Source organism: Actinoplanes sp. NPDC051851, assembly GCF_040681165.1.
In the GTDB taxonomy this organism is placed as follows: Bacteria; Actinomycetota; Actinomycetes; order Mycobacteriales; family Micromonosporaceae; genus Actinoplanes.
Map to the genome: position 1 here is coordinate 1 of NZ_JBFAYF010000072.1, position 18230 is coordinate 18230.

Below are 18230 nucleotides of genomic sequence, written 5' to 3' on the forward strand. Positions count from 1 at the left end.
CACGGCTTCGGCTGCATCGACATAACCACACAACCTACCCACCCAGTCCCACGAACGGACACCAGCACCGAATAAGCCAGCAGGGTCACCCGTGAACGCCAGCCGCGAAGATCGATCCCTGGTTGATCACGAAATGTTGATCAAGTGCGGCCGTTGCTTGCGCGGGCCCGATGCGGCCGTGAGGGCCATTCGGGCTCGGCGGGCAGACTGGTGGGATGGATGTGTACGGGGCGGTGCGGACGCGGCAGTCGATCCGGCGGTTCGCGGGGCGGGCGGTGGCGCCGGAGGTGCTGCGGCGGGTGCTGGAGGCGGCGGCGGACGCGCCGTCCGGGAGCAACCTGCAGCCGTGGCACGTCTACGCGGTGACCGGGGAGCCGCTGCGGGAGCTGAAGAAGCGGGTGGCGTCGCGGCTTGCCGCCGGGGACTCCGGGGACGATCGGGAGTTCGCGATCTACCCGCCCGCGCTGCGGGAGCCCTATCTCCGGCGGATGGCCGCGCTGGGGGAGAAGAGGTACGGAGCGCGCGACGACGCGGTAGCGCGGAAACGGTTGCGGGAGGAGAACTGGGACTGCTTCGGTGCCGGTACCGCGCTCTTCTGCTATCTGGACCGGGACATGCCGGCGCCCCGCTGGTCCGATGTGGGCATCTACCTGCAGACCGTGATGCTGCTGCTGCGCGCCGAGGGGCTGCACAGCTGCACGCAGGAGGCGTGGGCCGAGTATCACCGCAGCGTGGCCGAGGTGATCGGCCCGCCGGACGAGCGGTTGCTCTTCTGCGGCATGTCGATCGGGTACGCCGATCCGGCCGTCACCCACCCGCGGATCCCCCGCGCCCCGCTCGCGGAGACCGTGACGTTCCTGGGCTGAGCGGCCTGAGCGGGCGCGGGGCCGGGTGGGGCTGAGCGGGCGCGGGGCCGGGTGGGGCTGAGCGGGCGCGGGGCCGGGTGGGGCTGAGCGGGCGCGGGGCCGGGTGGGGCTGAGCGGGCTGAGAGCCGGTGTCCCGCGCTCCCCGTGAAGCGCGGGACACCGGCCATTGTGAACAAACCTTACTGCACCGGCGTACGGGCCGGGGTGAAGAAGTCGGCGAACGGCTCGACCACCCGGGCCGGTGCGCGGTTGATGCCGTCGTGGCCGCATTTCGGGATCACCAGGCCCCGGGCGTTCGGCAGGGCGCCGACCAGGAGCCGCTGGATGTCCTGGTAGTACGGCGGGCCGCTGCCGCCGCAGGTGAACAGCGTCTCGGCGGTGATGCCGGCCCAGCGCTCCGGCGGGCCGTCGTGCTGCCCGATCAGCACGGTCTCGTCGAGCGTCATGACGAACAGGTCGCCCATCATCCGGCCGATCGGCGTGCGCAGGAACAGGCGGCACATCGCGATCTGCACGCCGAGCGGCAGCCGGCTGGCCGGTGAGTGGGTGTTGATGCCGGCGCTGGTGATCGCCATCGTTCGCGGGAGGTCGCCGGCGCGGGCGGCCTCGAGGGCGTCGGGCAGCCAGCGCCACGGGGCCAGGCCGCTCACCTGGAGTGCGGGGTCGTAGAGCGCGAGCCGGTCGATCGGCAGGCCCCGGGACGCGGCCAGCATGGCGAAGAACCCGCCCGCGCTGTGGCCGATGACGTTGCGGGTGCCGGTCTGCTCCAGCACCGCGGAGAGGTCGGTGATCTCGAACTCGCCGTCGTACGGCTCCGGGCGGGGCGCCGCGTCCGCCCGGCCCCGGCGGTTGTAGAGGTGCACGGTGAAGCGGTCGGCCAGCGCGGCGGCCAGTCGCCGGTAGATCCCGATGGTGACGCCGCCGCCGTGCACCACCGCGATGCCCGGCCCGGACCCGGTCGAGTGCAGCGCGATCTCCGCGCCGTCGGCCGCCGTGATCCGCCGGGTGGTCCAGTTCTGCTGTTGCACGAGAAGCCCCCTTCGGGCGAGCAAAACCGCGAACGCTGTTAGCAGTTTACAGTGTAGGCGTGAACGACGCAGCCCCTCGAACCCCGATCTGGTCCCAGCCCGAACGCGGCGCCCGCGGCCCGGCCCCGGCGCACTCCCGCGACGAGATCGTGGCGGCGGCCATCGCGATCGCCGCCGCGGACGGCCTGGCCGCCGTCTCGATGCGTGCCGTGGCGGCGCGGCTGAACACCGGCGCGGGGTCGCTCTACCGGTACCTCTCCTCCCGCGACGACCTGCTGGACCTGATGGCCGACCGGGCGACCGCCGGGCTGCGGCCCTACCCGGAGCCGGACGGGCCGTGGATGACCACGATGCTGGCGGTGGCCCGCGCGCAGCTGCGGTTGTACCGGGACCACCCGTGGCTGCTCGACCTGCTGAACCGGCCGACCGCGATCGGGCCGGAGAGCCTCGCCTGGTTCGACCACTGCCTGCGGATCCTGCAGCCGGTCCGGGTGACCGCCACGGCGAAGTTCGAGGCGATCGCGATGATGATCGGGGTGGTGTCGCTCTTCGCGCGCAACGAGGCAGCGGCACCGGCGCCGAGCTTCGCCGGGATGGACATGACCGCCTATCCGCATCTGACGGCGCTGTTCGCCGCGCCGCAGCCGGAGAGCCCGGTGGTGCCGCGCGATCTCTTCGAGGTCACCCTGCGCAGTGTGCTCTCCGGGCTGCTGGAGGAGACGGCGCTGTTGGAGGAGACGGCGCTGCTGGAGGAGACGGCCTGATCGGAGCGGGATTGTGCGACGGGGAGCGGTCGCGCCGGGCTAACCTGCGGCTGGTGCGAGGGGCGAGTGGTGAGCGGGCACCCGAGGAGCTGGACTTCCGGCCCGACGCGGTGCGCCGGGTGCGTGAACTGATCATGGCGCGCGGGGCGGCCGCGCAGCTCTGCGTGCTCCGCTACGGCGAGGTGCTGATCGACCGGTCGTACGGCGTACCGGAGAATGCGCCTTTTCTGCTCTTCTCTGCGGGGAAACCGCTCGTGGCGATGCTCGTGCATCAGCTCGCCGAGCAGGGGATGCTGAGCCTGGACGATCCGGTCGCGCGGCACTGGCCCGAGTTCGAGATCAACGGCAAAGGCCTCATTACGGTACGCCACGTGCTCCAGCACCGCTCGGGGCTGCCCTACGTGCGCAGTGTCTGGCGGGACGCTCTCAACGCCCCGGACTGGAACCGATCAGTGCGTGCCCTGGTCGGCGCCCGGCCGCACTGGGCGCCGGGCCAGGTGCCGGCGTACCACATCCTCAGCTACGGATTCCTGCTCGGCGAGCTGATCCAGCGGGTCACCGGGCGGCCGCTGCGCGACGTGCTGCGGGATCGGCTGCTGGAGCCGCTCGGGCTGCGCGACACCCACCTCGGGCTGAGCGCCGGTGTGCCGATGCGCGGCGCCGGGCACGGTGGGCCCCGGCTGCTGCAGACGCTGGCGAACCGGCGGCGGGTGCGCGAGGCGCTGATCCCGGCGGCGACCGTGTCCAGCACGGCCCGGGACCTCGCGACCTTCTATCAGGCCCTGCTCGACGGGCGGGCGCTCTCCGCGGCGACGGTCGCCGGGGCCTGCGAACCGTCCACCGACGGCGAGGTCGACCGGGTGCTCGGCAACCGGATCCGCTGGGCGCACGGCTTCCAGCTGGGCGGCGACGCCGACGGCGAACCGGGACGGCCCCGGCCGATGGGGCGGCTGAGCAGCCGGAAGGCCTTCGGGCACAACGGCTCGAACGCGTGCATCGGGTGGAGCGACCCGGAGCGCGGACTGGTGGTGGCGTACCTGACGAATCGCCTCGAAGCGAGCCCGGAGACGGCGCCGTATCAATGTGAAATGAGCGACGCGATCCTCACCGGCTGCAAGTGACATCTCGCCGACAGGCGACTTGCGGGATACCATCGCTCAGGTTCTCGGCCGGTCCGCCGATTCGCGGAAGGGGCGGGACTGCCGACAGGGCGAGGAGCCGGACGAGCGCGATGACTGGATCGGAAGCCGGCGCCCCTCGCGTACGTTATCTGCTCGTCGCCGTGGCCGCACTCGGGGCGGTCTTCGCCCGGCTGGCCTGGGCGGGCCCGGTCGACTCGGTCCTGGCCAACTCCGGCGGCGCGGTGGTGACCGTCGCCTGCACCCTCGCCATCCTCCGGATCAGCCGGCGGCCGCGCGCACCCCGGGGCCTGCGCGGCTTCTGGCGGCTCTGGGGCTGGTCCGGCGCGATGCTGGTGCTCAGCACGGTCGCGGCGATGGCCGGCGCGTACCGGGGCGACGACGGGATGCCGGTCTACGAGGCGGTCCCGACGCTGGCCAGCCTCGGCGCGGCGATGCTGGCCTTCCGGCACGTACCACTGAGCCGGCGCACCCGGCTGGACTGGGCGCGGCTGCTGCTCGACGGGTTCGCGGTCGCCGTCGCCGGCACCGTCTTCTTCGGGTACGTGGTGCTCAGCTGGGTGCCGGAGAGCACGCCGCTGACCACCCGCGCGCTGGCCGGCACGGTCGGCGTGGGCTGCCTGCTGGCCCTGGTGGTCTTCATGCGGGCGGCGGTGAACCCGGAGGGCCGGGTCGACCCGGGCGCCCTGGCGATCCTGGCGATCGGGCCGGTGGTCGGGATGATCGCCGTGGTGGTCTTCCTCGGCGGTACGCCCACCGGCGTGATGCTGCTGTCCGTGGTCGGCTACCCGCTGGTCGGTACCGGGATGTGCGCGGCGGCGTACCGGCAGGACCGGGTGCTCGCCGGGCGCAGCACCCGCTGGACGCCGAACCGCCCGCGCTGGTCGCTGACCGACCCGCTCCAGGCACTCGCCGTCGCGGTCACCGCCGGGCTCGTCATCACGGTGACCGCCCGGGACCTCGACATGCGCGGCCGGGCCGTGATCGCCGGCGCGGTGCTGATCGCGGCGATCGTGGTGGCCCGGCAGCTGCTCTCGCTCCGGGAGAACACCCTGGCGCTGCGCGGCATCCGGCGCCAGCAGGCCGAGCTGGAACGGCTCGCGCTCTCCGACTCGCTGACCGGCCTGCACAATCGGACCGGCTTCGCGATGGCGCTCGCCGAGCGGATCGAGGAGCACCGGCCGTCGTCGGTCCTGCTGATCGACGTCGACGACTTCAAAATGATCAACGACACGCTCGGCCCGGCCGCCGGTGACCAGCTGCTCTACCAGCTCGGCGACCGGCTGCGGGAGCTCTGCGACGCCGAGGAACTGCCCGCCCGGCTCGGCGGCGACGAGTTCGCGGTGCTGCTCCCGGCCGACGACCCGGCGGCGGCCGAGCGGGCCGCCACCCGCTTCCAGGCGGCGGTCAGCAAGCCGGTGGTCTACGGCGACCAGCAGCTGATGCTGCACGCCAGTGTCGGCATCGCGATCGCCGAGGACGGCGAGACCCCGGACGAGGTGCTGCGCAACGCGGACATCGCGATGTACGCGGCCAAGGAGGCGGGCAAGGCGTCCTGGGTCCGCTACCAGCCCGGCATGCGGCAGGACCTGGCCGAGCACGCCCGGCTCGCCGGCGAGCTGCACGACGCCATCGTCCGCGGCGAGCTGCGCCTGCTCTACCAGCCGGTGTACGACCTGGTCACCGGCCGCCTGCACGGGGCCGAGGCGCTGGTCCGCTGGCAGCACCCGGTGCGCGGTTTCGTCTCGCCCGGCGACTTCATCCCGGTGGCCGAGCGCTCCGGGCTGATCGTGCCGCTCGGTGCCTGGGTGCTGCGTGAGGCGTGCGAGCAGCTGGCCGCCTGGCACGGCACCTTCGGCGACGCGGCGATCGAGGCGATCAACGTCAACGTGGCCGTACGCCAGCTGCGCGGTCCGGAGTTCGTCGACGAGGTGGCCGCGTTGCTCGGCGAGACCGGTCTGACCTCGCGGAACCTGATCCTGGAGGTGACCGAGTCGTCGGTGGTCGACGGCTGGCAGGTGCGCGAGACGTTGCAGGCGCTGCACGCGATGGGGGTGAAGCTGGCGCTGGACGACTTCGGTACCGGGCAGTCCTCGCTGAGCCTGCTGCGGGCGTTCCCGGTCGACGTGCTCAAGCTGGACAAGTCGTTCGTCGACGGCATCGCGGACGGCGCGGACCGGGGCCGGCTCGCGGTCGCCGCGGCCGTCGCCCAGCTGGCCGAGTATCTGGAGCTCAAGGCGGTCGCTGAGGGCATCGAGGACCCGGAACAGCGGGACCGGCTCCGGGAGATGGGCTACCGGTACGGGCAGGGCTACTACATGGCCAAGCCGCTGCCCGCCGACGAGTTCGCCACGCTGATGACCGCCCCGGCGCTCACGCTCTGAGCTCCTGGTTCAGACGGGCCGCCTGCCGGGTCAGGTGATCACGTTCGGCCGGGTTGGTGGCCTTCCGCGCGGCCTCGGCGTACCGGGCGACCGCCCGTTCCCGGTCGCCGTCGCGTTCGTGCAGGTAGGCCGCGACGGCCGCGTACCGGGGCAGTGACCCGTCCAGCGCGGCGAGTGCCGCGAGACCCGCGCGAGGCCCGTCGGCCTCACCGACGGCGACAGCCCGATTGAGGCGTACGACCGGACTCCCGCCGGTGAGCGCGCTCAGCTCGTCGTACCACTCCACGATCTGCACCCAGTCGGTCTCCGCCGCGGTCGGCGCGTCCGCGTGCAGGGCGGCGATCGCGGCCTGGGCCTGGAACTCGCCGAGCCGGTCCCGGGCCAGGGCCGCCTGCAGGACCGCCACACCCTCGGCGATCAGCGCGGTGTCCCAGCGCCCCCGGTCCTGCTCGGCGAGCGTCACCAGGCTGCCGTCCGCGGCCCATCGCGCGCCACGCCGGGCGTGGTGCAGCAGCATCAGCGCCAGCAGCCCGGCCACCTCGGGGTGATCGATCGCGGACCCCAGCTGCCGGGTGAGCCGGATCGCCTCGGCCGCCAGATCCACGTCGCCGGAGTATCCCTCGTTGAAGACCAGGTAGAGCGTTCGCAGTACGGTGCCGACGTCGCCGGGACGGTCGAGGCGGCCGCCGGTGACCGTGCGCTTGGCCCGGCTGATCCGCTGCGCCATGGTCGCCTCCGGCACCAGATACGCCGCGGCGATCTGCCGGGTGGTCAGCCCGCCCACCGCGCGCAGGGTGAGCGCCACCGCCGACGCCGGGGTCAGCGACGGGTGCGCGCAGAGGAAGTAGAGCCGCAGCGTGTCGTCGGTGGACGCGGCCGGGCCGGGCGGCGGCTCCCCGTCGGCCAGGTCCTCGCGCCGGCGCCGGGCGGCGTCCGCCCGGGCCGCGTCCAGGAACCGGCGCCAGGCGACCGTGACCAGCCAGGCCTTCGGGTCGCGCGGCGGGTCGGCAGGCCAGACCCGGAGCGCCTCGACCAGGGCGTCCTGGACCGCGTCCTCCGCCGCCGCGAAGTCGGCTCCGCGGCGGCAGAGGATGCCGAGGACACCCGGGATGAGGCCTCGGAGCTGGGCGGGATCGGTCATTCGGCGGTGGTCGGGGTGTAGCTCAGGAACGGGCGCAGCTCCAGCCACTCGTGGATCGGCCGGCCACCCGCGCCGGGCGCCGCGGACAGCTCCCCGGCGAGCTCCACCGCGCGCTCGTACGTGTCCACGTCGATGATCATCCAGCCGGCGATCAGGTCCTTCGTCTCGGCGAACGGGCCGTCGGTGACCGGCGGGCGGCCCTCGCCGTCGTACGCCACCCAGGCCCCCTCCGGCGCGAGCGCCTGCCCGTCGACGAACTCGCCGGTCTTCACCAGCCGGTTCGCGAAGTCGTCCATGTACGTCATGTGCGCCGAGATCTCCTCCGGTGTCCACTTCTCCATCGGCACGTCGTTGACCGGGTCCGGAGCGCCGCGGTAGTGCTTGAGCAGCAGGTACTTCGCCATGATCGTTCTCCTCGGTGCCGGTGTGACCCATTGTGGCCACGTTCCACCCCGGGGACGGAGCCGATCGTGGGTTCTCGACATCGCTCGTCCTCCCGTGCGACGGCGTCCGTCGTCACCCCACGGCAGCCGGTCTATCGTGGCGCGCATGTCTGCCACCGGCTGGATCGACGACACCCGGAACTCCTACGACACCGTGGCCGCGAGCTACGCCGAGATGCTGCGCGACGCGCTGACCGGAGCACCGTTCCAGCGCGGCATCTTTGCCCTCTTCGCCGAACTGGTCCGCGCCCAGGGTGACGGGAAGGGCCCGGTCGCCGACGTCGGCTGCGGGCCCGGCCGGATCACCGCCCACCTGCACGACATCGGGCTCGACGCGTTCGGCGTGGACCTCTCGCCCGGGATGATCGAGGTGGCCCGGCGGGAGCATCCGGGGCTGCGCTTCGAGGTCGGCTCGATGACCGCGCTGGACATCCCGGACGCCTCGCTGACCGGGGTGCTCGCCTGGTTCTCGCTGATCCACGTCCCGGACGCCCAGGTCCCCGCGGTGCTCGCCGAGTTCCACCGGGTGCTCGCGCCGGGCGGGGCGCTGCTGATCGGGTTCCACGCGGGGGAGGGGAGCCGCCTCAAGACCGAGGGGTACGGCGGCCATCCGATGAAGGTGTACGTGCACCGGCGCTCGGCCACCCGGATCGCGGAGTGGATGCGGGAGGCCGGTTTCGTCGCGGACGCGGAGATGACACACCGCGAGGACGTCAACATCGAGGGCGCCTTCGTCTTCGGCCACCGCCCCGTCTAGCGGTCGAACCCGCCGGCCTTCACGTCCGCGACGAAATCCGACCAGGCGGCGCGCCGAAACACCAGCGTGCCGCCGTCACGATCCTTGCTGTCCCGCACCGCCACGAGCCAGGGCAGGTTGCCCGCCACCTCCACACAGTCCCCGCCACCGCTTCGGGTGCTCGTATGCCAGACGGCACCGACCAGGTCATGGCTACTCACGATGCGACCCTCCTCCGGCGAACAGGATGTCGGTGACCACTGTATTCGAGTCTTTCTCGGACAGGGCGAGGGCTGCCAGTTCGGCCCATGCCTCCTCATATGCGGCTATCTCATGCGGCCTGACCAGGTAGAGCGCGCCGGTCACACCCTCGACGTAGGCGGTCGGCGGCTCGCCCTTGAGCTTGTCGCCCCGTGCCGTATGAGGGAACTCGAGAATGGTGAACCCGCCACCGACGGCGGCTCGGAACGGTCTTACGGCCGCGGGAAGCACCCGTACCGAAATGTGATGTTGCTCGTTCGCCTTGATCAGATGCACCAGTTGCTGGTGCATTCCGCCCGGGTCGTTCACCTCGGCCCGCAGCGCTGACTCCCCGATGATCACCTCAAGGTCGGGTGGGCCGGGGAAATGCCGGCACAGTACCCGTTGCCGTTCCCGCCGGAAGGTGAGCTGTTTCTCCAGTTCTTCCTCGGACAGGTCGGGACCCCAGGTGCGCAGCACGGCCTCCATGTAGGCGGGAGCCTGGAGGAGGCCCGGCATCATGCACGGCTCGAATTTGCGGAGTCGGCTGGCGGCGCTCTCCAGGCCGACGTACAGGTTGAACCAGTCGGGAACCGTGTCGCCGTAGCTGTGCCACCAGCCCTTCTCGCCCGTGGCCTTGGCGAGGTTGATCAGCACCTGGGTGTACTCCGGCTCGGTGCCGTACAGCTCGCACAGGGCCTTGACGTCGAGGAAGCCGACCTTTCCGACGCCGCCCTCGATGCGCCAGATCTTCTGGGTCGAACAGTCCAGGGCCTCGGCGGCCTCCTCGATCGTGACCTTCCGGGGTGGCCTGCCGTCGCCGCGATCCCTCATCGTCTCCCGCTCCGTACGCAGGAAACGCGCGAGCTGCCGACGGGGCACCGTCGATCCGATCCGGTCGCCGTCCTTCTCCGCGTGACTTCTCATCCTGTGATCCCCACTCCCCGGAACATGGAATGCTGTCTCGCTCCTCGTTGGACGGTTTACTCCGGGGCCGAGAGAATTTCCAGGTCACAGGGGTGTGATGGTCGACGATGTGAGGTTGCGTCACTCTTTCGGGGTCGCCAGCATCGAACGCGGCTACCGAGGTGGAAGGGTGGGCACGGGTCGACATGCAGAGCGATGGCGTACCGCAGATTCTCGGGTCTCAAGAGATACGCGCCCGGCTCGGCGCGATAAGCCGCCAGCGCGCACACGCGATCATGGAGAAGCCGAGCTTTCCGGTGCCGGTCGCCACGCTGAGACAGGGGCGGGTCTGGCTGGCGTCCGAGGTCGAGGAGTGGATCAGGACCGAGCGCGGGGGCCGGCTGCTATCCGGGGTGGGGGCCGCGCTTCAGGAAAGCGGTGGCGACCAGGGCCACCGCGCGGTCGTCGTCGGCCGCCAGCTGTCGCAGGACGTCGCGGCCCGCGTCGGCGGGTAGCTCGACGAGGGCCTGGGCCAGGCGGATCCGGATCGCCGGGTCGCCGGGGTGGGCGGCGAGCGCGCCGGTCAGCGCGCGCACGATCGGGTCGCTGCCGCCGGGTTCCGCGGCGAACGCGCCGAGCAGCTCGGCCGCCTCGACGTCGTTGACGCCCTCGACCACCATGCCGACCAGGAACGGCACGGCGGCCGGCACGGACCGGGTGCCCAGGGCGAGGGCGGCGTGCCGGCGTACCGCGGGGTCGTCGTCGCCGAGCGCGGCGGTGAGCAGCGCGGTCGTCTCGTCGCCGGTGATCTCGGCGAGGGCCTGGACGGCGCGGCGGCGGACGGCGGGGTCGTCCGCGTGCAGCCCGGTGGCCAGCCCGGCCACGCCGTCGTCGCCGGTGCGGGCCAGCGCCCAGCGCAGCGCGCCGGCCACGATCGGATCGGATTCGGTCAGGAGCGCGTCGGCCAGCAGGTCGGCGGGCACCCGGACGTCGTCGGCGGAGGCCAGCACCGACCGCTGGCGGGCGGCGGCGTCGGACGAGCCGAGGCCGTGCATCAGCTCGACGATGCGCAGCACGTCCTGCCAGCCGGTGGGGGCCGAGGCGTCCACCCGGCGGAGGCGTTCGAGCAGCTCCCGTTCGCGGGCCAGCCGGTCCTCGGTCCAGCGGATCAGGTCGCGGACCAGGTCGGCCGGGGTGAAGGCGGGATCCTGCAGAGCGCGGCCGATCTGCCGCAGCGACAGGCCGAGCGACCGCAGGCTCTCCACGTGGAAGATCCGGCGGGCGTCCTCCGCGGAGTACTCGCGGTAGCCGCCGACGGTCCGGCCCGTCGGGCGGACCAGCCCGAGGGAGTCGTAGTGCCGGAGCATCCGGACACTCACCCCGGACCGCCGGGCCACCTCACCGATCAGCAAGCGCTGCTCCCCTCGCCTCCGCGACGGCCGCGTCGAAACCGGTGTCCGGGTCCTCGTACAGGATCGCGGTGACCCGGGCGTGCTCGCTGACGTTCGGGTCGTCGCTGTCGATCGCGGTCCGCAGGGCGGGCTCGATCACGTCGCCCAGGACGGCCAGTGCCCGGCTGAGGCTCATCCGCACGGTCCGGTCGCCGCGTCCCAGCTCGGTGACGAGCTCGGCGGCGAGCGCGGCCGCCGCGTCCTGCGGGACCAGGCCGGCGGCGGCCCGCCAGGCGGCGCGGGCCACCTCGTCGTCCGCGTCGTGCAGCAGCGCGCCGGTGATCGCCGGGTACACGCTCCTCTCCTGGATCTTGGAGAGCGTGTGCAGCGCCTGGCTGCGGGCCTGCGGCACCTCCGAGGTGAGCTCTGTCAGCACCCGGGGCGTGACGTCCCGCGCCGGGAGCCGGGTGAGCGCCCAGGTCAGCATGTCGCGGACGAAGAAGTCCGGCTCGATCGCGCACCGCTCGATCAGCGTGCCGAGATAGTCCGGGTGCGGATGCGTGCCGGCGGCCAGGGCCGCCCGGAGCCGCGTGGACGACGTGCCGGAACTCAGTGCCCGGAGCAGACCGCTGTCGGCCGATGTCATGGGAACCACCTCCAGCGCCGAGTCAAGACCCTGTCACAGTGTCAGGGTCAAGTGCCGTCGTGGGGGCGGAGGGGCGTACCCGAAAAAGCAAGCCCGGCCGAAACGGCCGGGCTGTGAGGTGGGGTGCCGGTGTTCAGATGAGCCAGCGGTTCTTCTGGACGAGGGGGAGCTTGGTCCAGAAGCGGCCGAGGCCCCAGGTGTGGCCGGCGTAGGTGAGGGCGATCAGGATGGCGCTGATCGCGTAGACGACGTGGTAGTCGACGATCGGGTTGCTGGAACCGCTGGTCAGCGGCCACTCGGCGGCCCACATCAGTGCCATCATGGCGGTGGCCGAGACGGCGGCGACGCGGAGGCCGATGCCGAGGATCAGGGCCAGGCCGATGCCGAGCATGCCGAGCATGAACGCCCAGTCGGCGACCGGGTTGCCGGCGATCGCGTTGAAGAAGCCCTTGAGCGGTCCGGCCTCCAGGCTCGACAGGAAGCCCTTGGTGGGCGAGCCTCCGTTGATCCAGGCGCGCTCCGACGTGGTCGAGTAGCCGAAGCCGAAGGTCTTGTCGAGGAACGCCCAGAGGAAGACGAACCCGGTGGCGAACCGCAGGACGGCCAGGGCCTTCGCGGCGGTGGTGGTGAGCATCGATCCGGGCGCCTCGACGTGCTCGAGGTGGGCGGCGTGGCTGCGGCCGATGGTTGTCATCGCTCCTCCTCCATCAATCTCTCTGCCCTTGACTCTGCTCCGTCTCCGCGTCATTCGACGGAGGCGAAACACCCGTCCTGCACGGGACTTTCGGCCCCCTCCTCGATGCCGACCAGCACGTCGACCACCCCGCGGCGCGGCGCCGGGTGGCCCGGCATGCCGTACCCGAAGCGGATGGTGATCTGGGGGTAGCCGGAGCGGCCCAGCGAGCGGCGCAACTGGTCGCGGGCGGCCGGGACCTCCACCGGCTGGCTGATCATCGAGGTGTCCAGGGCCGCCGCGGTCGCGGTGAGCAGCACCTTCTGCAGGGCCTGGCCGGCCACCACCTGGTCGAGGGGGCGGTCGCCGGGCACACCGAGGATGCCGATCAGCGGCTCGGGCTCGTAGTCGCGGCCGGGCGCGCGGCGGCGGTCGCTGAACATGCGCTGGGGGAGCAGGTCCTGCGGCTCGCCGACCGGGGCACCGGCCTCGGACGGTACGCCGTCCAGAGCGCCGTCCGCGTGCGCCCAGGCGGCCATCTCGGCCTGGTAGCGGGCGTCGCGGCGGAGCACCCGGTCGGCGCTGCGGGCGATCTCCGCGAAGCCGGTCAGCGCGGTCATCCCGACCAGCAGGTCCAGCCAGGCACCCTCGGCCCGGGCGGCGTCCAGCAGGCGGGCGCGGATGTCCGGGCCGACCGGGTCCGGCCAGAACGGCGAGCGGCTGCTGTGCCGGCGCGGTACGGCGGCGTACAGCTCCTGCTCGGCGTAGGTCGCCGGCCGCTCGTGCCCCGGGGCGAGCCGGGCGATCAGGCCGGGCTCGCGCGGGTCGGGGAGCAGGCGTACGTCGGCGGGCCGCCCGTCCGCCGCGAGGGCCAGCCGGGCGTTGTAGACCGCGGCGCCGCAGGCCAGCCGGGAGGCCCAGCCGGCCCGGTCGGCGACGGCGAGCTTCCGCTCGGGGTCGGCGAGCACCTCGATCGCGCCGTCCCGGAGCCGGAACAGCCAGGGCTGGCTGTTGTGCAGGGACGGCGCCCGGATACCGGCCTCGGCCGCCCGGTTCAGATCAGAATTCTGGTAACCGGCCATGTCATTCCACCTTCTGGACGACGTCGCGCGGGTCACGGCGCGGCATCGGGGGCAGGGGTTCGCGGTCGCCCAGGTAGCCGAGACGGACCACGATGTACGGTTCGCCGAGACCGGCGACCAGGCCCTTGAGGATCTGCCGGGGCCACTCGACCTCGACGGCGTCGCTCAGCGGGGCGGTGGCGAGACCGTCGGCGGTCGCGCGCAGCAGCAGCGCGGAGAGGGCCTCACCGGCGCGGAGCAGGTCCCGGTGGTGGTCACCGGGACCGAAGATGATCACGTACGCGGCACCCTGGTCGTGCTTCTCCCCGGCGGCGAGCCCGGCCTCGGCGTCCGGCGCGAAGTCCCGCAGCGGGACCCGCCGGGCCTCGGGGCGGACGGCGTTGGCGGCGGGAACCCCGTCGCCCCCGGTGCGGCTCGTCCAGTTCGCCAGGTCGGCGCGGTACTCGGGGTCCGAGAGCTCCGCGTCACCGGCCAGCTCCTGGGAGATCGCCAGGGCCGGGATCTGGTCCTTCGGGACGACGTGCAGGTAGACGCCCTCGGCCTCGACGGCCTTGCGCAGCACGGTCAGCTCGTCGTCGGTGACCGGCCGGTCGTCGTACGCCCGCCGGTCGGTCCGCCGCAGCGGGATCGCGGCCGCCAGCCGTTCCGCCTCCTCGTCGGCCGCCACGGGATTCCCCAGCCGGATGCGGGCCAGGACGTCCGGCGCGGGCATCCGCTCGACCGTCGCCGACCAGCCCGCCGCCGCGAGGAACGTACGGGCGTGGTGCAGGGCCGCGCCGCAACTGATCAGCAGCAGGTGATCATCGGGGTCGATGCTCTCCACCCGGCGGTCGGCCGCGGCGCGCAGCTCCATGCCGTCGCCCGTGATCCGCCAGCTCCACGGCTGGGTGTTGAAGACCGAGGGTGCGCGCTGTGCGGCCTGTGCGGCCTGCTCGAGTGGGGTCGTCATATCCCCAACGATGCGATTTCCCGCGACGGAGCAGCAGGGTCAAAGGTCCCTAAGTGGTGCGCGCCAGACGACCAGCGTCCCGTTTCCGCTGGACGCCGGCCCGATCTCGAAGCTGCCGCCGAGATCATAGGCGCGTTCGCCCATGTTGACGACGCCGCCCCGGGCCTTGCCGGGGTCGGTGCCCACGCCGTCGTCCTCGACGCTGAGCACCACCTCGTCCTCGGTGACCCGGACCGAGACCCGGGCGCAGCTGGCCTGGGCGTGCCGGGCGACGTTCGACAGCGCCTCGCGGAGCACCGCGAGCAGCTCCGGGACCAGGTCGTCGGGGATGGCGCTGTCCACCGGCCCGGCCGTGTCCAGGGTCGGGCGGAAGCCGAGCGACTCGGCGGCGGCCTCGGCGGTCTCCCGCAGCTCGCCGCGGAGCGACGGGCCGACCGGGGCGCGCAGCTCGAAGATCGAGCGCCGGATGTCGCGGATGGTGGCGTCCAGGTCGTCGACGGCCGCGTTGATCCGTTTGGCCGCCTCGGGCTTGGGCGCGTGGTGCACCGCGCCCTGCAGCTGCATGCCGGTGGCGAAGAGCCGCTGGATGACGACGTCGTGCAGGTCGCGGGCGATCCGCTCGCGGTCCTCCAGCAGGGCCAGCTGCTGGCGTTCCTCCTGGGCGCGGGCGCGTTCCAGGGCGAGCGCGGCCTGCCCGGCGAAGCTGGCGAGCAGGGCGGCGTTCTCGTCGCCGGTCTCCCCGGTGGTGACGATCAGCGCGCCGCCGGAGGCCAGCGGGGCGACGAGCGCGGGACCCTTCGGCACCGGGCCCGGCCACTCGGCGATCTCCCGCAGGTCGGTCACCCGGTCCTCCAGGGAGAAGACCGGGACCAGACCGCCGACCAGGCCCTCGCCGCCGTCCGCCACCTCGATCCGGTAGCGGTCGTGGCCCTCGTCGGTGAGCAGGACCATCACCAGTTCGGCGCCGGAGATCTCCCGGGCCCGGCGGGCGATCAACCGCAGGGCTTCGGTACGGCGTACGGTCCCGAGCAGCACCGTGGTTATCTCGGCGCTCGCGGCCAGCCACCGCTCCCGGCGCTGGGCGACGGCGTAGAGGCGGGCGTTGTCGATCGCGACACCGGCCGCGGCGGCGAGGGCGACCACGATCTCCTCGTCGTCCTCGCTGAACTCGGCGGCGCCCTGCTTCTCGGCGAGGTAGAGGTTGCCGAAGATCTGCTCCCTGGTGCGCACCGGGACGCCGAGGAAGCTGTGCATCGGCGGGTGCCCGGGCGGGAAGCCGTACGAGTGCGGATGCTTGCGGATGTCCGGCAGCCGGACCGGGTTCGGGTCGGTGATCAGCAGGCCGAGCACGCCCCGCCCGTGCGGCAGGTCACCGATCTTCGCGTGGATCGCCGGGTCCATGCCGTGGGTGATGAAGTCGATGAGCTCGCTCTTGTTCGGGCCGATCACGCCGAGCGCGCCGTACTTCGCGCCGGCCAGCGCGCACGCGGCCTCGACGATGCGCTGCAGGGTGCTACGGAGATCCAGGTCACTGCCGATGCCGACCACCGCGTCGAGCAGGGCGCGCAGCCGCTCCCGGCTGGTCATCACGTCACCGACGCGATCCAGCATCTCCTGGAGCAACTCGTCGAGGCGGACCCGGGACAGCGGACGAAGACCGAGTGAAGGCTGCTCCCCCATGGCAGGGACTTTAGTCCCTGTGTCCGCCGGGCCGCGTATTGGTATGAAGGGGGGATGATCCGAGTCTTCCTTCTCGACGACCACGAGGTGGTCCGCCGCGGCCTGATCGACCTGCTCGAAGCGGGCGGTGACATCGAAGTCATCGGCGAGTCGGGTTCCGCGCAGGAGGCGGCCCGGCGTATCCCCGCCCTCAAGCCGGACGTGGCGATCCTCGACGCCCGGCTGCCCGACGGCAACGGCATCGACGTCTGCCGGGACGTCCGCGCCATCGACTCGTCGATCAAGGGCCTGATCCTGACCTCGTACGAGGACGACGAGGCCCTGTTCGCCGCGATCATGGCGGGTGCCTCCGGGTACGTGCTCAAGCAGATCCGCGGCACCGACCTGGTCGACGCGGTCCACCGGGTGTCCCAGGGGCAGTCGCTGCTCGACCCGGCGGTCACCCAGCGGGTCCTGGAGCGCATCCGCAACGGCGTCGAGCAGCCGCAGGAGCTGGCCGCGCTCACCGACCAGGAACGGCGCATCCTGGAGCTGGTCGCGCAGGGCCTGACCAACCGGGAGATCGCCGGGAAGATGTTCCTGGCCGAGAAGACGGTGAAGAACTACGTCTCCAGTCTGCTGGCCAAACTGGGACTCGAACGGCGTACCCAGGCGGCGGTTCTTGCGACCCGGCTGCTCGGGACTTTAGGCCCTGATGGGGGTCATCACTGATCGAAAGACTCGGGGGGAACCAGCCCGAAAGGATCCCCCCGTGGACACGCTCGATCTTGCCCGTTGGCAGTTCGGCATCATCACCGTTTATCACTACTTATTCGTGCCGATCACGATCGGAATGTCGTTCCTGGTCGCCGGTCTGCAGACCGCCTGGGTGCGGACCGGCAGGGATCGCTGGCTGCGGGCCACGAAGTTCTGGGGCAAGCTCTTCCTGATCAATTTCGCCATCGGCGTGGTGACGGGAATCGTGCAGGAATTCCAGTTCGGGATGAACTGGAGCGACTATTCGCGATTCGTCGGAGACATCTTCGGCGCCCCGCTCGCGATCGAGGGTCTGCTCGCCTTCTTCCTGGAGTCCACGTTCCTCGGATTGTGGATCTTCGGCTGGGACCGGCTCCCTCGCCGCGTGCACCTCGCGACGATCTGGCTGGCCGCCACCGGAACGCTTCTGTCCGCATATTTCATCCTTGCGGCGAATTCGTGGATGCAGCATCCGGTCGGATATCAGGTGAATGCCGAGACCGGCCGCGCGGAACTCACCAGCATCTGGGCCGTGCTCACCAACTCGACGACCCTGGTCACCTTCCCGCACACGGTCACCGCGTGCTTCCTGACCGCCGGCGCGGTGCTGCTCACGGTGAGCGCCTGGCACGTCTTCCGCCGGAACCAGGACGACGTCTTCCGGCCCAGCCTCAAGCTCGGCGCGCTGGTCGTGCTGATCGCCGGCGTCGGCGTGATGGTCACCGGCGACCTGCAGGCCCGGGTGATGACCGAGCAGCAGCCGATGAAGATGGCGGCGGCCGAGGCGCTCTACGAGACGTCCGGCTCGGCGAGCTTCTCGCTCTTCACGCTCGGTTCTCTCAACGGAGATCAAGAGCTTGCGAGTGTACGTATACCGTCCCTGCTCTCGTTCATGGCGACCGGCGACCCCTCCGGTGAGGTCGAGGGCATCAACGACCTCCAGGCGCAGTACGAGGCGAAGTACGGCGAGGGTTCCTACAAGCCGATCGTTCCGGTCACGTACTGGTCCTTCCGGCTCATGATCGGGTTCGGTGGGCTGGCGATGCTGGTCGCCCTGGCCGCCCTCTGGTCGATCCGGAAGGGACGGACACCGCGCAGCCGGGTGCTCTGGATCGCCTCGATGTCCGCGATCGCGCTGCCCCTGCTGGCCAACTCGTTCGGCTGGATCTTCACCGAGATGGGCCGGCAGCCGTGGTCGGTGTTCGGCCTCTTCACCACCTCCGACAGCGTCTCCCCGTCGGTCTCGACCGGTGAGGCGGCCACCTCCCTGATCGTCCTGACCCTGGTCTACGGGGTGCTCGCCGTCGTCGAGGTGGGGTTGTTCGTCCGGTACGCCCGCGCGGGCGCTCCGTCGATCTCGGACATCGCCGATCCGTCATCTGCCTCATCCGAAGATCGCCCGCTCGCCTTCGCCTACTGAGGACGTC

Annotated in this window: 18 protein-coding genes; 7 read left to right on the forward strand and 11 right to left on the reverse strand. The window is 71.8% G+C overall.

Annotated features, from left to right (window positions below; translation table 11 throughout):
• Nucleotides 1-215 precede the first annotated feature (215 nt).
• Complete coding sequence (locus tag AB0M08_RS40635; RefSeq protein WP_364505582.1) at nucleotides 216-866, forward strand: nitroreductase; 651 nt, start codon at nucleotides 216-218, stop codon at nucleotides 864-866.
• Nucleotides 867-1045: 179 nt separating this feature from the next.
• Here AB0M08_RS40635 and AB0M08_RS40640 read toward each other — a convergent pair whose 3' ends face one another.
• Nucleotides 1046-1894: an alpha/beta hydrolase gene (locus AB0M08_RS40640; protein WP_364505584.1), complete on the reverse strand. Its 849-nt coding sequence runs from the start codon at nucleotides 1892-1894 to the stop codon at nucleotides 1046-1048.
• Nucleotides 1895-1953: 59 nt separating this feature from the next.
• Between AB0M08_RS40640 and AB0M08_RS40645 the strand changes: the two genes are divergently transcribed.
• From AB0M08_RS40645 to AB0M08_RS40655, 3 genes are all read left to right on the forward strand, one after another.
• Nucleotides 1954-2658, forward strand: coding sequence for a TetR/AcrR family transcriptional regulator (locus tag AB0M08_RS40645; RefSeq protein WP_364505586.1), 705 nt, complete (start codon nucleotides 1954-1956; stop codon nucleotides 2656-2658).
• A gap of 53 nt (nucleotides 2659-2711) precedes the next feature.
• Nucleotides 2712-3779, forward strand: a complete 1068-nt coding sequence (locus tag AB0M08_RS40650; RefSeq protein ID WP_364505588.1) for a serine hydrolase domain-containing protein — start codon at nucleotides 2712-2714, stop codon at nucleotides 3777-3779.
• A 110-nt stretch (nucleotides 3780-3889) separates the two neighbouring features.
• The gene (locus tag AB0M08_RS40655; protein WP_364505590.1) at nucleotides 3890-6181 is read left to right on the forward strand and encodes an EAL domain-containing protein; all 2292 of its coding nucleotides are present in this window, start codon (nucleotides 3890-3892) and stop codon (nucleotides 6179-6181) included.
• On the opposite strand, the gene AB0M08_RS40660 is transcribed toward AB0M08_RS40655, so the two are convergent.
• The gene (locus AB0M08_RS40660) at nucleotides 6171-7322 is read right to left on the reverse strand and encodes a DUF6596 domain-containing protein (RefSeq protein ID WP_364505592.1); all 1152 of its coding nucleotides are present in this window, start codon (nucleotides 7320-7322) and stop codon (nucleotides 6171-6173) included. The two genes, AB0M08_RS40655 and AB0M08_RS40660, sit on opposite strands and share 11 nt — an antisense overlap.
• Nucleotides 7319-7726: a YciI family protein gene (locus AB0M08_RS40665; RefSeq protein ID WP_364505594.1), complete on the reverse strand. Its 408-nt coding sequence runs from the start codon at nucleotides 7724-7726 to the stop codon at nucleotides 7319-7321. Before AB0M08_RS40665 ends, AB0M08_RS40660 begins: the two co-directional genes overlap by 4 nt.
• Before the next feature lie 145 nt (nucleotides 7727-7871).
• On the opposite strand from AB0M08_RS40665, the gene AB0M08_RS40670 reads away from it, so the two are divergent.
• The gene (locus AB0M08_RS40670; RefSeq protein WP_364505596.1) at nucleotides 7872-8522 is read left to right on the forward strand and encodes a class I SAM-dependent methyltransferase; all 651 of its coding nucleotides are present in this window, start codon (nucleotides 7872-7874) and stop codon (nucleotides 8520-8522) included.
• Here the strand turns inward: AB0M08_RS40670 and AB0M08_RS40675 are convergent.
• The 8 genes from AB0M08_RS40675 to AB0M08_RS40710 all read right to left on the reverse strand — a co-directional run bounded on the left by AB0M08_RS40675 (nucleotide 8519) and on the right by AB0M08_RS40710 (nucleotide 16068).
• The gene (locus AB0M08_RS40675) at nucleotides 8519-8722 is read right to left on the reverse strand and encodes a DUF397 domain-containing protein (RefSeq protein ID WP_364505598.1); all 204 of its coding nucleotides are present in this window, start codon (nucleotides 8720-8722) and stop codon (nucleotides 8519-8521) included. The two genes, AB0M08_RS40670 and AB0M08_RS40675, sit on opposite strands and share 4 nt — an antisense overlap.
• Nucleotides 8715-9668 (reverse strand): helix-turn-helix transcriptional regulator, encoded by a 954-nt coding sequence (locus AB0M08_RS40680; RefSeq protein WP_364505600.1) that lies wholly within the window; start codon nucleotides 9666-9668, stop codon nucleotides 8715-8717. Before AB0M08_RS40680 ends, AB0M08_RS40675 begins: the two co-directional genes overlap by 8 nt.
• A 383-nt stretch (nucleotides 9669-10051) precedes the next feature.
• Nucleotides 10052-11059 carry a HEAT repeat domain-containing protein gene (locus AB0M08_RS40685; protein WP_364505602.1) on the reverse strand — a complete coding sequence of 336 codons (1008 nt, stop codon included), beginning with the start codon at nucleotides 11057-11059 and terminating at the stop codon, nucleotides 10052-10054.
• On the reverse strand, nucleotides 11046-11684 hold the full coding sequence (locus AB0M08_RS40690) for a HEAT repeat domain-containing protein (protein WP_364505604.1): 639 nt from the start codon (nucleotides 11682-11684) through the stop codon (nucleotides 11046-11048). The genes AB0M08_RS40685 and AB0M08_RS40690 overlap by 14 nt, the downstream gene beginning before the upstream one ends.
• A gap of 133 nt (nucleotides 11685-11817) precedes the next feature.
• Nucleotides 11818-12378 carry a hypothetical protein gene (locus AB0M08_RS40695; RefSeq protein WP_364505606.1) on the reverse strand — a complete coding sequence of 187 codons (561 nt, stop codon included), beginning with the start codon at nucleotides 12376-12378 and terminating at the stop codon, nucleotides 11818-11820.
• A 50-nt stretch (nucleotides 12379-12428) separates the two neighbouring features.
• On the reverse strand, nucleotides 12429-13439 hold the full coding sequence (locus AB0M08_RS40700) for a nitroreductase (RefSeq protein ID WP_364505608.1): 1011 nt from the start codon (nucleotides 13437-13439) through the stop codon (nucleotides 12429-12431).
• Between the two features lies 1 nt (nucleotide 13440).
• A complete protein-coding gene (locus AB0M08_RS40705; protein ID WP_364505610.1) occupies nucleotides 13441-14388 on the reverse strand; it encodes a nitroreductase in 948 nt (315 codons plus the stop codon).
• A gap of 39 nt (nucleotides 14389-14427) precedes the next feature.
• Complete coding sequence (locus AB0M08_RS40710) at nucleotides 14428-16068, reverse strand: GAF domain-containing sensor histidine kinase (RefSeq protein WP_364505612.1); 1641 nt, start codon at nucleotides 16066-16068, stop codon at nucleotides 14428-14430.
• A gap of 54 nt (nucleotides 16069-16122) precedes the next feature.
• Between AB0M08_RS40710 and AB0M08_RS40715 the strand changes: the two genes are divergently transcribed.
• Nucleotides 16123-16779 (forward strand): response regulator transcription factor, encoded by a 657-nt coding sequence (locus tag AB0M08_RS40715; RefSeq protein ID WP_364505614.1) that lies wholly within the window; start codon nucleotides 16123-16125, stop codon nucleotides 16777-16779.
• A gap of 40 nt (nucleotides 16780-16819) precedes the next feature.
• Nucleotides 16820-18223 carry a cytochrome ubiquinol oxidase subunit I gene (locus AB0M08_RS40720; RefSeq protein ID WP_364505616.1) on the forward strand — a complete coding sequence of 468 codons (1404 nt, stop codon included), beginning with the start codon at nucleotides 16820-16822 and terminating at the stop codon, nucleotides 18221-18223.
• Nucleotides 18224-18230: the final 7 nt, after the last annotated feature.

Bases quoted from the DNA above. Each gene is read 5' to 3' on its own strand.
- AB0M08_RS40680 (WP_364505600.1), bottom strand. From the start codon at position 9,668: ATGAGAAGTCACGCGGAGAAGGACGGCGACCGGATCGGATCGACGGTG.
- AB0M08_RS40700 (WP_364505608.1), bottom strand. From the start codon at position 13,439: ATGGCCGGTTACCAGAATTCTGATCTGAACCGGGCGGCCGAGGCCGGT.
- AB0M08_RS40655 (WP_364505590.1), top strand. From the start codon at position 3,890: ATGACTGGATCGGAAGCCGGCGCCCCTCGCGTACGTTATCTGCTCGTC.
- AB0M08_RS40670 (WP_364505596.1), top strand. From the start codon at position 7,872: ATGTCTGCCACCGGCTGGATCGACGACACCCGGAACTCCTACGACACC.
- AB0M08_RS40710 (WP_364505612.1), bottom strand. From the start codon at position 16,068: ATGGGGGAGCAGCCTTCACTCGGTCTTCGTCCGCTGTCCCGGGTCCGC.
- AB0M08_RS40635 (WP_364505582.1), top strand. From the start codon at position 216: ATGGATGTGTACGGGGCGGTGCGGACGCGGCAGTCGATCCGGCGGTTC.
- AB0M08_RS40705 (WP_364505610.1), bottom strand. From the start codon at position 14,388: ATGACGACCCCACTCGAGCAGGCCGCACAGGCCGCACAGCGCGCACCC.
- AB0M08_RS40695 (WP_364505606.1), bottom strand. From the start codon at position 12,378: ATGACAACCATCGGCCGCAGCCACGCCGCCCACCTCGAGCACGTCGAG.
- AB0M08_RS40690 (WP_364505604.1), bottom strand. From the start codon at position 11,684: ATGACATCGGCCGACAGCGGTCTGCTCCGGGCACTGAGTTCCGGCACG.
- AB0M08_RS40715 (WP_364505614.1), top strand. From the start codon at position 16,123: ATGATCCGAGTCTTCCTTCTCGACGACCACGAGGTGGTCCGCCGCGGC.
- AB0M08_RS40665 (WP_364505594.1), bottom strand. From the start codon at position 7,726: ATGGCGAAGTACCTGCTGCTCAAGCACTACCGCGGCGCTCCGGACCCG.
- AB0M08_RS40660 (WP_364505592.1), bottom strand. From the start codon at position 7,322: ATGACCGATCCCGCCCAGCTCCGAGGCCTCATCCCGGGTGTCCTCGGC.